This window comes from Kitasatospora sp. NBC_00039, assembly GCF_045160625.1.
In the GTDB taxonomy this organism is placed as follows: domain Bacteria; phylum Actinomycetota; class Actinomycetes; order Streptomycetales; family Streptomycetaceae; genus Kitasatospora.
This window is the reverse complement of the sequence record NZ_CP108289.1, coordinates 431,009-445,954: the sequence shown is the minus strand read 5'-3', so window position 1 is coordinate 445,954 and position 14,946 is coordinate 431,009. Positions and strand designations below refer to the sequence as shown.

At 73.9% G+C, this 14,946-nt stretch carries 15 protein-coding genes; 12 read left to right on the top strand and 3 right to left on the bottom strand.

Features of this window, described 5'->3' with window-relative positions; translation table 11 throughout:
* The first annotated feature begins 229 nt into the window (after positions 1-229).
* Both OG286_RS02395 and OG286_RS02390 read left to right on the top strand, forming a co-directional pair.
* Positions 230-2,170: an ATP-binding cassette domain-containing protein gene (locus OG286_RS02395; protein WP_396320341.1), complete on the top strand. Its 1,941-nt coding sequence runs from the start codon at positions 230-232 to the stop codon at positions 2,168-2,170.
* Between the two features lie 125 nt (positions 2,171-2,295).
* Positions 2,296-2,979, top strand: coding sequence for a hypothetical protein (locus OG286_RS02390; RefSeq protein WP_405363334.1), 684 nt, complete (start codon positions 2,296-2,298; stop codon positions 2,977-2,979).
* A gap of 37 nt (positions 2,980-3,016) precedes the next feature.
* Here OG286_RS02390 and OG286_RS02385 read toward each other — a convergent pair whose 3' ends face one another.
* The gene (locus OG286_RS02385; RefSeq protein WP_396320339.1) at positions 3,017-3,235 is read right to left on the bottom strand and encodes a hypothetical protein; all 219 of its coding nucleotides are present in this window, start codon (positions 3,233-3,235) and stop codon (positions 3,017-3,019) included.
* A 358-nt stretch (positions 3,236-3,593) separates the two neighbouring features.
* Between OG286_RS02385 and OG286_RS02380 the strand changes: the two genes are divergently transcribed.
* Together OG286_RS02380 and pip are read left to right on the top strand one after the other, a co-directional pair.
* Positions 3,594-3,866 carry a hypothetical protein gene (locus OG286_RS02380; RefSeq protein WP_396320338.1) on the top strand — a complete coding sequence of 91 codons (273 nt, stop codon included), beginning with the start codon at positions 3,594-3,596 and terminating at the stop codon, positions 3,864-3,866.
* Positions 3,867-4,133: 267 nt separating this feature from the next.
* The gene (gene pip, locus OG286_RS02375; protein ID WP_396320337.1) at positions 4,134-5,093 is read left to right on the top strand and encodes a prolyl aminopeptidase; all 960 of its coding nucleotides are present in this window, start codon (positions 4,134-4,136) and stop codon (positions 5,091-5,093) included.
* Positions 5,094-5,156: 63 nt separating this feature from the next.
* Here the strand turns inward: pip and OG286_RS02370 are convergent, their stop codons facing one another.
* Complete coding sequence (locus OG286_RS02370; protein ID WP_396320336.1) at positions 5,157-6,206, bottom strand: GlxA family transcriptional regulator; 1,050 nt, start codon at positions 6,204-6,206, stop codon at positions 5,157-5,159.
* Positions 6,207-6,334: 128 nt separating this feature from the next.
* Here OG286_RS02370 and OG286_RS02365 point away from each other — a divergent pair, with 128 nt between their 5' ends.
* Positions 6,335-7,258: an NADP-dependent oxidoreductase gene (locus OG286_RS02365; protein ID WP_396320335.1), complete on the top strand. Its 924-nt coding sequence runs from the start codon at positions 6,335-6,337 to the stop codon at positions 7,256-7,258.
* A gap of 233 nt (positions 7,259-7,491) precedes the next feature.
* Here the strand turns inward: OG286_RS02365 and OG286_RS02360 are convergent, their stop codons facing one another.
* Positions 7,492-9,096 carry an FAD-binding oxidoreductase gene (locus OG286_RS02360; protein ID WP_405363338.1) on the bottom strand — a complete coding sequence of 535 codons (1,605 nt, stop codon included), beginning with the start codon at positions 9,094-9,096 and terminating at the stop codon, positions 7,492-7,494.
* 68 nt (positions 9,097-9,164) lie between these two features.
* Between OG286_RS02360 and OG286_RS02355 the strand changes: the two genes are divergently transcribed.
* The 7 genes from OG286_RS02355 to OG286_RS02325 all read left to right on the top strand — a co-directional run bounded on the left by OG286_RS02355 (position 9,165) and on the right by OG286_RS02325 (position 14,861).
* Positions 9,165-9,818: a TetR/AcrR family transcriptional regulator gene (locus OG286_RS02355; protein ID WP_396320333.1), complete on the top strand. Its 654-nt coding sequence runs from the start codon at positions 9,165-9,167 to the stop codon at positions 9,816-9,818.
* 323 nt (positions 9,819-10,141) lie between these two features.
* Positions 10,142-10,894: a hypothetical protein gene (locus OG286_RS02350; protein WP_396320332.1), complete on the top strand. Its 753-nt coding sequence runs from the start codon at positions 10,142-10,144 to the stop codon at positions 10,892-10,894.
* An 89-nt stretch (positions 10,895-10,983) separates the two neighbouring features.
* Complete coding sequence (locus tag OG286_RS02345; RefSeq protein WP_405363340.1) at positions 10,984-11,220, top strand: hypothetical protein; 237 nt, start codon at positions 10,984-10,986, stop codon at positions 11,218-11,220.
* A gap of 442 nt (positions 11,221-11,662) precedes the next feature.
* Positions 11,663-12,001 (top strand): carboxymuconolactone decarboxylase family protein, encoded by a 339-nt coding sequence (locus OG286_RS02340; RefSeq protein WP_396320330.1) that lies wholly within the window; start codon positions 11,663-11,665, stop codon positions 11,999-12,001.
* Positions 12,002-12,537: 536 nt separating this feature from the next.
* Complete coding sequence (locus OG286_RS02335) at positions 12,538-12,942, top strand: SHOCT domain-containing protein (protein ID WP_396320329.1); 405 nt, start codon at positions 12,538-12,540, stop codon at positions 12,940-12,942.
* A gap of 370 nt (positions 12,943-13,312) precedes the next feature.
* Positions 13,313-13,441, top strand: a complete 129-nt coding sequence (locus OG286_RS02330) for a hypothetical protein (RefSeq protein WP_396320328.1) — start codon at positions 13,313-13,315, stop codon at positions 13,439-13,441.
* Complete coding sequence (locus OG286_RS02325; RefSeq protein WP_396320327.1) at positions 13,434-14,861, top strand: MFS transporter; 1,428 nt, start codon at positions 13,434-13,436, stop codon at positions 14,859-14,861. Before OG286_RS02330 ends, OG286_RS02325 begins: the two co-directional genes overlap by 8 nt.
* The last annotated feature ends 85 nt before the right edge of the window (positions 14,862-14,946 follow it).

Genomic DNA, 14,946 nt, shown 5'->3' with positions numbered 1-14,946 from the left:
CACGGGTTTGCTCACATCGAGTGAGCCTCCCCGGGACACGCCCGGCGGGCGGGCGAGCCACTGCCAGGATCAGCGGCGCACCGCGACCCCAGCCCTTCCGGACGGCTCCCCAGGGAGTCGGTCCGCCACCCCCGCACGCCCCGCGCCGGGCCTTCGCCCGGCCACCCGGCACGGCGGTCAGGGCTGCCCGCGTGCAGCACGGACGTGTCCGGTCATTCGAGGAGCATGCGTGGTTGAGCAGCAACAGCAGGACGTGAAACCGGCCGGCGAGCAGCCGGGCGACGAGGCGGAGGAGGCCCGCTGGTCCTACCGCACGGACCGGATCGTGCGGGCCACCGCCAAGCTGTCGGCGTGGGCGATGATGCGGCGCCTGCCGCAGCTGGTGCGCCGCACTCTCAGGCTGGCGTGGCGGGTGGACCGGCGGGCCACCGTCGTCCTGCTCGCCGGGCAGCTGATCTCCGGCGTGTTGGCGGCCGTGGCGCTCTGGGCGACCACCGGAGCGATCGGCGCGGTGATCGCGCCTGCCGGCGGTCCGGTCGCCGGCCGGCTCGGCGACGGCGCGTGGCCGGTGACGGTCCTGGCGGTGGCGGCCGCCGGCCGGGCCCTGCTGGGCACCGTCAGCGTGGCGATCTCCGAGCGGCTCTCGCCGAGGATCGCGCGCGAGGCGGAGCTGGAGCTGCTGGCCGTCTCGGTGGCCGCCGAGCTGGAGGCGTACGACCACGTCGGCTACGCCGAACGGTGGGACGCCGCCGACCGGGGAGCCGACTCCGCGCAGGAACTCCTCGGCGTGGCCCAGGAGATCATCGCCTCCGTCGTCACCCTCGCCGCGGCCGCAGGGGTGCTCGCCGCCCTGCACCCGGTGCTCGTGCCGTTCCTGGTCCTGGCGTCGATCCCGCAGGGCGTGGTGGCGGCCCGCTCCGCACGCATCCGCTACCTGATGGCCATCGAGAGCATGGACGACCGGCGCCTGCTGGGGATGCTGCGGTACTGCCTCTGCCACGACGACAACGCCGACCAGATCCGGTCCGACACCATGGCGGGCTTCCTCACCACCAAGTACCGCAAGGCCGGTGACCGCCTGGACGCCGCCACCGACCGGGCCGCCCGCCGGGCCGCCCGCATCTCCTTCCTCGGCTCCCTGGCCACCGGCCTCGCCTCGGTCCTGGTCTGGGGCGCCCTCCTGGCACTCCTGGCCACCGGCCACGTCTCGGTGGCCGCCGCCGGGGCGGCCGTCTTCGCGCTGCGCACCGCCGGGTCCGGGCTTCAGGGCATCGTCGGCGGCGGTACCCGGCTCTACCGGCTCGGTCTGTACCTGCGGGACTTCGACGACTTCGTGGCCGAGGCCGGCGGGCACGCGATGCGCCGTGGCACTGCCGAGCCCGCCGCCCCGCGCCGGGTCGCGGCGCGGAAGGTCTCGTACACCTATCCCGGGGCCGACCGGCCCACGCTGGACGGCCTGGACCTGGAGATCCGCCAGGGCGAGATCGTCGCCCTGATCGGTGAGAACGGCTCCGGGAAGAGCACCCTGCTACGGCTGCTGTCCGGCCTGACCCTGCCGAGCGGCGGCGTCGTGACCTGGGACGACGTGCCGACCCAGGAGATGGACCCGCACGCCCTGTGGGAGCGGGTCGCACTCGTGCCGCAGCAGTTCTCCCGCTGGCCGCTCACCCTCGGCGAGAACATCCACCTCGGCCACGTCGACAGGACCGGCGGGAAGGAGCTGGTGGAGCGCGCCGCCGCACTGGCGGGTGCCGACGAGGTCGCGGCCACGCTGCGCTCCCGGTACAACACCCTGCTGGCCCGCGCGTTCTGGGGCGGCGAGTGGCTGTCCGGCGGCCAGTTCCAGCGCGTGGCCGTCGCCCGCGCCTTCTACCGCTCCCTGCGCGCCCCGGGCCTGCTCGTCCTGGACGAACCGACCTCCGACCTCGACCCGCGGGCGGAGCACCGCATCTTCCACAACCTGCGGACCCTGGCGGCCGGGCGCGCCACCATCCTGGTCACCCACAACCTCGACAACGCCGTCCTCGCGGACCGCATCGTCGTCATGCGCGGCGGCCGGATCGCCGAAGAGGGCACCTTCGCCGAACTCGCCTCCGGGAGCGGGCTGTTTCGCGAACTCCTCGATCTCAAGCGCGACCGCGACCGCAGGCTGCCCGGCCAGCGCCGGTAGCCCCGGCCCCTCCCGTCGGCCCCGGCCACGCCGCCGGGGCCGGCGGCACCCGACCCCTGACTCCACGGTCCGAATGACACACCGGCGGGATGACAAGGCCCGACCCGTGCGGAAGGATTCGTTCAGTGAGTTCGCCCTTCATGGAACACGGCCAGCACCCCGCCGTATGGGTCGGTGCGGCGATCCCGAGCCCCCTGATGGCCGCGCTCGGAAAACGCGGCGGGATCCCGCAGACCGTTCGCGGGGAGATCGGCCGCCAGCTCGAAGGCGGGGTCTCGCCGCAGCGGCTCCGGGACCGTGTCGAACGACGCTGGTTCCTGCGGTACTCGCACCTGACGGGTGAGGCGCTTCTCTCCCGTGCCGACGAGATCGCCCTGGAGCTGGTCCTGCCGCCGCAGTGCCCGCGCGGGGTATGTGAGGACGGCTGGCTGTTGGACGACACGGGGAGCTGCCCCGAGTGCCTGCCCAACGCGACGGTGGTCGATGTTGCCGACGACGTCTCCGACGGCCGCCAGGCGGGACCGGAGACGTACCGGCGTGCCGCCGCAGCCGTGCGGGCGCGGATGCGCGGCGGGCATCGGTCCCTGCACGCGGCGGAGGAACGGGCCCGGACGGAGCGGCACGAGCACGGGCGCCGTATCCCGGTGACGATGCAGTGCGCCGGATGCCGGCAGAACGCCGTTCCGGCGCTTCGCTGGCAGGGGCGTCCGTACTGCCGTCCCTGTCTGGACTCGTGCCGGGGCTGTGCGGTGATCCAGCCGGTGGCGACGCTGAGCGCGGAACACCTCTGCGCGGCGTGCAGCGGCTGACCGCCGCGCCAAGGCACCCAAAGGCGACGGATGGTGGTCAGTCCACGTTTTCGCGGCGGCCGTCGGCCTCCGGCTCGAGCAGCCGCTGGTCCGCCTGCCGGGCCGGCTCCCGCGCCGACTCGTCCTGCTTGCCGGCCGTACGAGCCGCACCCTGGGCGGCCCGAGTCCGTTCCTCGGCGCGCACGAGATCGTTCTGGGCGCGGGTGTCGCGCGCCTGTGCCTCGGTGAGCGCGGCGTGGGCGTGCTCGGCTTCCACAGCTGCTCCCCGGCGAGGTGCTCCTGGGCGTCCCGCAGGGCATGGCCGAGCTCCAGCAGCTGCTCGACCAGGTCGCTGTGGCGGTGCGCGAGAAGGTTCGCGGCCCATGCGGCCTGGGCGGGGCGGTGCAGCGCGCGGACCCGCTTGGCGAGCTGCGGGTGGCTCTTCCTGAGCTCGGTAGCGCGCTGGTTGCGGGCCGCGGTGAAGTCGGCCGGGGCGAGGAGGTAGAGCTCGTCGGCGGTCGCCTCGAAGGTGGGCTCACTGGTGGTCATCGTCTCGGACTGTACGGGCGCCGGGGCGGTTGCGCGCGGTCGGCCGCGGGGGCCCGTTGTCGGTGGTGGCCGGGATGCTGGGCGGTATGGACGACGATGCGCTGATGCGGGGCCGGGTGTACGGGGCGGACCATGACGATCCGGATCCGGGGCCGCGGCGAGGGCGTGTGTACCGGGAGCTGGTGGCAGGCCCGCTCGACGGGCTGTTGCTCGACGTCACCGGCTGGAGCCGGCACGAGCTCGAGGACGGTGCGGCGCTGGCCACCGAGATCGGCGCCCACGGCGCGGGCGGGCGCGCTCACTACGGGCCCCGGCCGGGCAGCGACCGGTACTGGGACTGGGAGGGCGACAGCGCCTGAGCTCTGACCGGCCGGAAGCCGCCGCCCGATGGCGGCCCGGATCAGGTGCGGGTTCGGGTGGGCGCCGGCGTTGCGTGAGCGTGTGTTCGCGGAGTTGACCGTGCACGCGCCGGCCGGTCACGACCCCTGAGGCCGGACTGCCGTCACCACCTTCGATCCACCGGGGCTCCGCCTGCTCGTCCGTGAGACCAACACCGATGGCACTGCGGCAAGTTGGGTGACAAATGACGGGGACTCAATTACGACCACGGTCTAGGATCGACGGTCATGGTTGACTTCTACCCGCCCACCAGCCCCTACGACCATGGAATTCTCGACACGAGGGACGGCAACCGCATCTACTACGAACAGCTCGGAAACCCCGCGGGCAAGCCCGTCCTGTACGTCCACGGCGGCCCCGGGGCGGGCGCGCCACAGCGGCCGACGAGGGCCTGGGACCCGGAGTGCTACCGCGTCATCCGCTACGACCAGCGCAACTGTGGTCGCAGCACCCCGCACGCCAGTGACCCGGCGGCGGACATGAGCCTGAACACCACGCAGCACCTGATCGACGACATGGAGCGGCTGCGCGAACACCTCGGCGTCGAGCGGTGGTTGCTGAACGGCGCCTCCTGGGGCTCGACGCTCATCCTGGCCTATGCGCAGCAGCACCCCGAGCGCGTCAGCGAGATCGTCATTCAGGCGGTGACGGTGACGAACGCTGCCGAGACCTACTGGCTCTACCGGGGCGCCGGTCGGTTCCAGCCCGAGGCGTGGGACCGGTTCCGCGACGGCGTCCCCGAGTCCGAGCGGGACGGCGACCTGCTCGCGGCCTACGCGCGGCTGATGGAGAACCCCGACCGGGCCGTCCGGGAGAAGGCCGCCAACGACTGGCTCGCCTGGGAGGACGCGGTCATCTCGAACGAGCCCAACGGCGTTCCCGGCATGTACAGCGACCAGGAGGCCGACGCGCGGATCGCGTTCGTACGGATCTGCGCCCACTTCTTCAGCAACGGCGCGTGGCTGGAGGAGGACCAACTGCTGCGCAACGCCCACAAACTGGCCGGGATCCCGGCGGTGCTGGTCCACGGCCGGCACGACATGGGCAGCCCGGTCCAGACGGCGTGGGAGCTGGCGAAGGCGTGGCCGGACGCGCGGCTCCAGATCTTCGAGGACTCGGGGCACGTCGGAAGCGACGCGATGGGGGAGGCGGTCCGGGAGGCCATCGAGGAGTTCAAGAAGCGCTGATCCTCGGGGCGCGTACGTGCAGGCCCCACGTGGCCTTCGGGCCCCGCGGCACGTGGCACGGCGTCAGGCGGGCGCGGGGGCCGGGTCGTGGGGGCTGAAGGTGCGGCGGTAGGCGGCGGGCGAGACCCCGAACGCCGTCCTCATGTGCGTGCGCAGGGAGTTCGCGGAGCCGAGGCCGGCCCGGTGGGCGACCAGGTCGATCGACAGGTCGGTGGTCTCCAGCAACTGCTTGGCCAGCTCCAGGCGCTGCGCGGTGAGCCACTGCACCGGGGTCATGCCGGCCTCGTCGCGGAAGCGCCGGGTGAAGGAGCGCAGGCTCATCCGGGCGTGTTCGGCGAGCCGGGTGAGGGGCAGCGGCTCGCCGAGGTGCTCCAGGGCCCAGGCGCGGGTGGCGGTGGTGCTGGCGACGGTGGGTTCGGGGACCGGGCGGTCGATGTACTGGGCCTGTCCGCCGTCGCGCCACGGCGGCACGACGCACATGCGGGCGGCCCGGTTGGCGACCGCCGCGCCGTGGTCGCGGCGGATCATGTGCAGGCACAGGTCGACGCCGGCGGCCACGCCGGCGGAGGTGAGCACGTCGCCGTCGTCCACGAAGAGGACCTCCTCGTCGACCCTGACCTTGGGGTAGGCCGCGCGGAACTCCGGGGCCAGGTTCCAGTGGGTGGTGGCCGGCCGGTCGTCGAGCAGCCCGGCGGCGGCGAGCACGTAGGAGCCGGAGCAGATGGACACCAGCCGGGTGCCGGGCCGGATGCCGGCGATGGCCGCGCCGACCTCGGGGGGCAGCGGGCCGCCGCGGCCCAGCTCGGGCATGGCGTGCGTGGGCGGCAGGATCACGGTGTCCGCGGCGGCCAGGGCCTCGGGGCCGGCGGCCGGCTGCACGGTGAAGCCTGCGTCGCTGAGGACGGGCGCGCCGTCGGCGGTGCAGACGACGACCTCGTAGAGCGGGCGGCCCTCGGTGTCCTGCGCACTGCCGAAGACCCGGGAGGGGATCCCCAGCTCGAAGGGCGGGACCCCGGGCAGGGCGAGCACGGCGATCCGGTGCCGCCGTGGCGGCGCCCCGGTCGCCCGGTCCCGCTCGCTCTCCGTCACCGTCGTCACCTGGATTCCACCCATGGCCAAATCCTGTCACCTAGTGGCCAAACGGCCAACACCATGGCGGGCCGGGATGCCGGATCGTGGACTGCGTCGCCCCGGGAATCCCGCGGCGTACGGATCGAAACGAACGACGGAGGCGGAACAGCATGCGAGCGGTGGTCGTGGAGCAGTGGGGCGGGCCGGAGAACCTGGTCGAGCGCGAGGTCGAGCGCCCCGAGCCGGGGCTGAACGAGGTCCTGGTGCGCGTGCACGCGGCCGGAGTGAACCCGGTGGACTGGAAGACCCGGGCCGGCGGCGGCCTCATCGAGTGGGGCGCCGTGCCGGCGGTCGGCTGGGACGTCTCCGGCACGGTCGAGGCCGTCGGGCCCGGCGTGGGGATGTTCCGCCGCGGCGACGAGGTCTTCGGGATGCCGCTGTTCCCGCGCCAGGCGGGCGGATACGCCGAGTACGTGGTGGCGCCGGCCCGGCACCTCGCCCCCAAGCCCGCGGGCCTGACGCACGTGGAGGCGGCGGCGCTGCCGCTGGCCGCGCTGACCGCCTGGCAGGCCCTGGTGGACACGGCCGACGTGCGCCCCGGGGAGCGGGTGCTGGTGCACGCGGCGGCCGGCGGGGTCGGCCACTTCGCGGTGCAGATCGCCAAGGCCCGCGGCGCGTACGTCATCGGCACGGCCAGCGCCGGCAAGCACGGGCTGGTGCGGGAGCTGGGCGCGGACGAGGTGGTCGACTACCGGGCCGTGCGGTTCGAGGACGCCGTGTCCGACATCGACGTGGTGCTGGACGGGCTCGGCGGCGAGACGGCCGAGCGCTCCCTGAAGGTGCTCCGGGCCGGCGGCCGGCTGATCACCCTGCCCGGGCCCGACGACGTTCCCGCCGCCCAGGACGGGGTGCGGGCCGTGTGGGTCCTGGTCGAGCCGGACCACCTGGGCCTGCGGGAGATCGCCGCCCTGGTGGAGCGGGGCGCGCTGAAGCCCGTGGTCGAGACGGTCCTGCCGCTGGCGGAGGCCGCGAAGGCGCACGGGATCGGCGAGCAGGGCCGCACCACCGGCAAGATCGTCCTGACGGTCGCCTGAGCCGAGGCGGCAGCCCGGCGCCGCCCCGGGGCGCCCCGGGCCGCGTGGGCCGGGTGGTCAGCGACCGACCGGCGGGGCCGGGCCGATCCGCCCGGCCCCGGTGCCTGCCCCGGCGCGGCCGACAGACGCGCGGTCTTGCCCAGGCGCGCCCCGTTACCGCTCGGCGGCCGGGGACGGGCGAGCGGCGGCGGGTCAGCCCCTTGGACAGGTGTGTCGCATCGGCCGCTGTCCCGTCAGTCGAGCAGGGCACCCGGGTTGAGGATGCGGTGGGGGTCCAGGGCGTCCTTGGCGGCGCGTAGGGCCAGCGCGAAGGGCTCCGGGCGTTGGCGGTCGTAGCCGGGGCGGTGGTCGCGGCCGACGGCGTGGTGGTGGGTGATGGTCGCGTGGTGGCGGTGCAGGACGTCGGTCGCGACGGCCTTGACGTCGTCCCAGACCTCGACCTCCTCGCCCGGCCGGCCGGCGACGGCCACGGTGAAGTAGGGGGCGGCGCCGTCGGGATAGACGTGGGTGAGGCGGCAGTTGACGGTGGCCGGGTGTCCGGTGGCCTTGAGGGCGGCGGCGCCGACCTCGGTGCGGACGGCGTCGATCAGGGCGGGGATCCTGTCCCAGGTGGCGGCGGTCTCGAAGGTCTCGACGACGGCGCCCATACGGGCCAGGCCGTCGCGCAGGTAGGGCATGCGCAGGAAGGCCGAGCGCCAGGCACCCACGGCCGCATCGGCCGGGGCGTCGCCCCGCGCCGCGGCCGCGCCGCCACGGCCGCCGTGGGCGCGGGCCAGGTCCAGGGCGCTCGCGAGCCGGTCGTCGACGCGGGCGGTGGCGGACTCGAAGCCCAGCACCAGGACGGCGGAGCCGTCGTGCGAGGCGCCGGACAGCAGTGCCTCGCCGGGGTCGAGCAGGCGGCAGTTGGCCGGGGCGAGGTCGGACTGCGCGATGGCGCGTACCGCGTCCAGCGCACGGTGGAGGTCGGTGAAGGCCACGGAGGTCGAGGCCCTGTACCGGGGGCGCTCCTGCAGACGCATCCAGGCCTCGGTGATGACGCCGAGCGCGCCTTCCGAGCCGAGGAACAGGCGGTCGGGCGACGGTCCGGCGCCGGATGCGGGCAGCCGCCAGGACGCGCCGGTTCCCGCGGGCGTGACCACGCGCAGGGACTGGACGAAGTCGTCGATGCGGGTGCGGCCGGTGGCGTAGTGGCCGCCGGCCCGGGTGGCCAGCCAGCCGCCGAGGGTGGAGAACTCGAAGCTCTGCGGGAAGTGGCGCAGGGTGAGGCCGTGGGGCCGCAGCTGCGCCTCCAGTACGGGGCCGAGCGCGCCGGCCTGGATGCGGGCCGAACGGCCGGCGGTGTCGACCTCCAGGACCCGGTTCATGGAGGTGAGGTCGAGCGACAGCACGGCGCGGTGGGCGTCGCCGCGGTACTCGACGCCGCCGACGACCGAGGAGCCGCCGCCGAAGGGGATGACGGCCACGTCCTGCTCGCCGGCCCAGTCCAGCAGGTCGGCCACCTGCCGGTCGTCGGCCGGGCGGGCGACCAGGTCGGGGATCCGGCCGGGCCGGCCGCGCAGCGCCCGGATGACGTCGCGGTAGGCCTTGCCCATCGCGTGCGCGGCGCGCGCCTCGGGGTCGGCGGTGACCAGGTGCGCCAGGGCCGGCGGAGGTGTCGCGCGGGGCCGGGTGACGGTCAGGTCGGCGACCCGGGGGACCGGCAGTGGGCGGGCCAGGGTGCCCGGCAACAGCGCTCCCAGCGCGGCGCACTCCGCGTCGCCGGGGTGGGCGTCGGCGTAGCCCCAGCCCCACCAGGACCGTGGGCGGGCGGAGCCGGGGACGGGCGGGGCGACAGGCATGAGTGTGCTCCCAGCGGGGTCCGGGTAACTTACCCAACAGAAAATTACCCTAGGGTAATATCAGGCCCATGACAACGCCTCCTTCCAAGACCGGCACCAAGGGCGTGCCGAGGGCCGAGCGAGAACGACAGGTCCTGGCCGCGGCCACCGAGGAGTTCGGCCGCCGCGGCTACGAGGCCACCACCGTGGCCGCCGTCGCCGCCCGCGTGGGCGTCACCAAACCGCTGCTGCACCAGTACTTCGGCAGCAAGCAGAACCTCTACCTCGCCTGCCTGGACCCGGTCGGCGACCGGCTGCTGGACGCCGTCCGCACCGCGATGGCCGAACACCCCGCAGGCGCACCGCCCACCTCCCTGCGCGTGCTGAACGCCCTGTTCGGCGCCCTGGACGGACAACGCGAGGCATGGTTCGTCCTCTACGACGCCACACTGCCGCCCGGCAGCGACGCCGCCCACCGCGCGGCGCACTACCGCGACGCGATCGACGACCTCGCTGCGACCGGCACCGCCGAACTCCTGCACGCGGCCGGATCCGGCGACCCGCTCGACGCCGACGCCCTCAAGTACGCCTGGCGCGGCCTGTGCACCGCCCTGGTCCGCTGGTGGATCAACCACGCCGACCAGTCACCCGAGGCCATGACGCAGCGATGCGCACGGCTCTTCGCCGCCGCCCGCTCCGTCGAACCGGATGAAGCCGCCCACCCCGCGGGCGGGCGGAGCTGATGGGACCGATGGACATGTCCTCCCGGGAGGTCCGCCTCCCGCTCGACAAGGTTGTCCACGTCCTGCAGGACCTGAACGAGTTCGTGGTCTCCCTCGACCGCAGACGATCCCCGGCCGGACGACCAGGTCCTCCTCGGAGCCCGGCAGCACGGCCGGGTGCCCGCCCCGGCCGGCCTGCTGCGCCCTCACTGCTCCTGTGCGCCGTCACGGGGTGATCCAAAAGGCTTGACGGCCCCCCGGTGGCCTGCTGATAGTCGTCGGGGCGGGTGCCCGTCCGAGAGGTCTCCCCCGAGGGGGCGCCGACTGCCAAAGGGGAGGGCGATGTGAGTGCCGCGGGTTGGATCGTGCTGATCGTCCTGGCTGCCGCCGGAGCGGCCGGCTGGCGGCTCTGCCGCTACCCCGGCGCCTGGAGGCACGCCTTCGCCCCGGAGCACGACGCGGCTCGCCGCGACCTCGCCGCCGCGCGGGGAGCCCTCCGCGCCGCGAAGCAGCGCCGAAAGAAGGACCTGGGCCGCGCGCGGGGCGCCGTCAGGGCCGCCGCCGACGCCCACCGCCGACGCATACGCGCGATCGAGCAGCGCATCGCCGCCCTCCGCGAACCCGGCCGCGGGGAGCCGCGCGACGAACTCGGCCCCCTCAGCCTCCACGAGCACGTTCTCGGCATGCGGACCGGCGACGAACGAGCCGACCTGCCCCTGCACGAGATAGCCGTCCGATCCGACCACGCCCCGACGGCCAACCACGTCTACGTGGTCGACCCGCAGGGACGCCAGCACCTGCTGACCTACCCCGCCGCGGAAGCTGACGAGGACCGCGTCCGGAGGTTCGTCGTCGACGTCCACAACGCCATCGCCGACGCCAAGGCGGCCCAGCGCGACCGGGACTCCCGCATCCGCGAGGCCGAGGCCGAGCTCCGGCGCGTCCAGGAGGACACCGGGAAACAGACGCGCGCGCAACTGCACCTCGACGAGACCACCGCCCGCTGGGACGCCGACGCCAGCATCCCGGCGGCGAAGCAGGACCTCGAGGCCGCGAAGGACCGCTGGCAGGCGCTCACGGGCCGCCGCCCCCGCTGACCGGGGTGACCCTGCCCCGAGAGGGGCGTGCCGTGGACCGGCCGGGCGATCGGTTCCGCCCAGCCTGTTCGGGCTGCGAGACTGGGATCATGACCCCAGATCGTCGCAGCCTCGGGCTGCCCGCATTCTCCGAGCCCGCCGCCGACGCGCCCATGCCCGCCCAGTCCGGCGTTCGCCCGCCGCTGCCGGTCGCGCAGGGTGCCGACTTCCGTCAGCCGCCCGGCGAAACCGCGACCGACCCGGCCCCGGCCCCGGCCCCAGCCCCGGTCCGGCACCGGCTCGCCGCCGGCGGCCCGACCTTCTCCGACCCGGCCCGGCAGATCTGACCGGCTCCCACACGGCTGCCCGGCAGGGGTAGGGGACTCTGGTCGCCTGGCATGTCCGCGGCCGGAAAATTGCAGGTCAAGGCCCTGTTCAAGGGCATCGAGCCGGTCTAGCATTCCGGTCACAGCAGCCCCACCACCCCCTCGACGGGCTGCTGAGCAGACCGGCTGCGCCTCCATACGGCCGGTACCCCCACGGCCGGGACTCCGGGCGCCCCCCGTCCCCGCGGTCCCGGCCGGCTGCACCTCCACCGATCACCCTCCAGCGGCCGGACTCGCCCGGCCCGCCTCCCTCGGCCGCGGCCCCGTTCCCGACCCGGCACGGCTCTCCCGCGCGCGCGTCCCGGAAGCCTCCTACCGTGGAAGGGCAGCCCGGCCGGCGCCCGTCTGTCCGTTCCCGGCAGCGTCCCGGCGTCGGTGCCGAAGCACCAGGAGGCCCCTCACCATGTCCACCACATCGGAAACGCCCGTCCTTGACACCCTCGCCGCCATGACCATCGACTCGATCGAGCGGTGCGGCCTGGCCCCGGACACGCTCATCCTCACCCGGATAGCCGCACTCGTCGCCTGTGACGCGCCCCCCATCTCGTACCTCGCCCACATCGATCCCGCGCTGCGGTCCGGCCTGACCGCCGAGAAGCTCCAGGACGTCCTGGTGGCGATCGCCCCCATCGTCGGCACCGCCCGCGTCATGACGGCGGCCGGCAACATCGCCGCGGCCCTCGGCGTCGCGATCGCCGTCGCCGACGCGGAGATCGAGGCCGCGATGGAGGCCGAGGGCTGACGCCGGCCGTCCGGCCCCGTCCGACGGCGGCGTTCGGACCGGCCCCCGCTGATCCACGTCCACACGCCACCGCCGTTTCCGGGGGCGGCTCCCAACCGCTCATTCGGTCCCGGTACGACAGGCTCCTGCCGTACCGGGGCCTCGGCGTACCGGGGCCTCGGCGCACCGACGGCCGTGGCCGGCCCTCCACCGAGCCGAGCGGATGCGTGAACCGGGGGCCGCGCGCAGCATGAGGACATGAGTGAGCGCATACCGGTGCCGCCCTCGGTGACGACGTCCGTTGCGGTCGCCGCCCCGATCGACCCGTTGCACGTCGGCCCCACCCGGCCCGACGCCGCCGCCGGAACCCGGACCCAGATGCTGCCCGGAAACGGCTGGTTCGCCCTCCTGCCCCCGGGCAGCGCGGAGCAGCCAATCCCCGACACGACCTGGCACCCCGGCGAGGTCCAGCCCCCACCCCGGCTCCCACGCCGCACTCGACCTCAGCCCCACGATTCGGGGCGGCCCAGGCCGTTCCGGGACAGGAGATCAAAGCTATGAACCTCGCGGCCGACTACCCGCTGTTGAACGTCTTCTGGACCATTTTCTGGTTCATGCTGTGGATCCTCTGGTTCATGCTGCTGTTCCGGATCCTCATCGACCTCTTCCACGACGACTCGCTGAGCGGCTGGGCCAAGGGCGGCTGGGCCGTGTTCCTCGTGTTCCTGCCGTTCCTCGGCGTCTTCGTCTACCTCATCGCCCGCGGACGCGGCATGGGCGAGCGCGAACTGAACAAGGCGCAGAAGAGCGACGAACGGTTCCGCGCGTACGTTCGCGAGACCGCCGGCGCGCCGGGACAGCAGTCCACGGCCGATCAACTGGCAAAACTCACCGAACTGCGCACCGCAGGCCAGATCACGGACGAGGAGTTCGCCCGGGCCAAGGCCAAGATCCTCTCCTGACTCCGCTGCCGCCTTCCCCCGCGACCGGGCGGGCTGCAGGTGACGGCGGCAGCGGCGTCGGTCGGTCCGCAGCGTCGAGCCCGGGTGGCGGCCCGGGCTCGACGTCGTCCCCGCGGCGACCCCCCTGCCCTGGTGCGAACGTGGTGGGAGCGTACGACCACGGGGAACGGGCCTCAGCCAGGTGCCGACAGTGCGTTCGTCCCGTCGGTCGCGGCGGTGGCCCGGGTCGGCCCCGCTGTGGCCGCGCGGGGCCCGGGGGAGCTGAACGTGCGACGGCGGCGACCGAGGGCGGGTCGAAGCGGCAGCCGCGGCGCAACGTGTCCCGGCGCAGGGCGCCGCGGGCGACCCTGATCGAACGAGGGAGCCATCCATGAGGGCCTACCCGGCGATCGCCGGGCACGACGTCATCGGCGGTCTCCGTACCGTCGTGCCGGTCGCCGCGGCCATCGCCCGCGACGAGCACCTCGACACGGTGGAACGCGGCGGCGCCGATGGCTGACTCCGCCCCGGCACGCACGCCCGCCGCCCTGCGACGGGTCGTCGCCCCGCTCGCCCTCGCCCAGTTCATCTGCAGCTTCGCCGGCTCGAACATGAACGTGATGATCAACGACATCAGCGACGACCTCGACACCACCGTGCAAGGCGTGCAGGTCGCCATCACCGTCTTCCTGCTGGTGATGGCCGCTCTCATGATCCCCGGCGGCAAACTGACCGACCGCTACGGCCGCAAGCGGTGTCTGCTCACCGGCCTCGTCGTCTACGGCGCAGGCGCGCTGATCAGCGCCGCCGCGCCGGGCCTGGGCGTCCTCATCCTCGGCAACTCGATCCTCGAGGGCATCGGAACGGCCCTGCTCATCCCACCCGTCTACATCCTCACCACACTGCTCTTCACCGAGACGACCTCACGTGCCCGCGCCTTCGGGACGATCATGGCGCTCGGCGGCATCGGCGCGGCGGCCGGCCCGCTGATCGGCGGGCTCATCACCTCGGCAATCAGCTGGCGGGCCGCGTTCGTGTTCCAGGCCCTGGTGATCGTCGTGATCCTCATCCTCAGCCGCCGGATCCAGGACCCCCTCCCGCCGGACCCGACCCGTCCCTTCGACACCGTCGGCACCATCCTGTCCGCCGTCGGGCTCGTCCTCGTCGTCACCGGGATCCTGGCCGCCGACAACAACGTCTGGCTGATGCTCGCCCTGCTCGCCCTCGGCGCGCTCTTCCTGACCGGCTTCTTCCTGTGGGTCCGCGCCCGGGAACGGGCCGGCAAGGAGCCGCTGCTGTCCACCAGCCTGTTCCGCAGCCGCGTCTCCAACCTCGGGCTGGTCACCCAGAACACCCAGTGGCTGCTCCTGATGGGCGTGTCCTTCACCGTGGCCTCCTACCTTCAGGTCGTCCGCGGCTACGACGCGATCCAGACCGGCGTGATCTTCACCGCGGCCACCCTCGGCATCCTCGCGTCCTCCCTCGCCGCCGAACGCCTCGCCGAACGGCACGCGCAGCGCACCCTCATCCTGACGGGCTTCCTCGGCACGATCGCCGGCATCGTCGTCCTGATCGTCGTGGTCGGCGGCTCACCCAGCCCCTGGGCCTTCGCCCCCGGGCTGCTCCTGATCGGCCTCGGCCTCGGCGTGATGCTCACCCCCTCGGTCAACATCGTCCAGTCGAGCTTCACCGACGACCGGCAGGGCGAGATCTCCGGCCTGTCCCGGAGCGTCTCGAACCTCGGCTCCTCCCTCGGCACCGCGGTCGCCGGCACGATTCTCGTCGCGGGCCTCACCAGCCACGCCTACGCCGCCGCCATGATCACCCTGGCTGCCGTCGGACTCATCGGCCTCACCGCCGCCGCGCTCCTGCCACACACTCCGGGCCCCGCAGGAGGCCGACGGGGGCCGGCAGGGCACGGCCGACCCGGGCGAGGCTGATCTCGGCGGTGCCGAGCATGCAGAGGTGGTGCTCCCAGTCGTTGATCTCCCGGTAGCGGCGCGCCCAGACGTCCCGGCCCTTCGC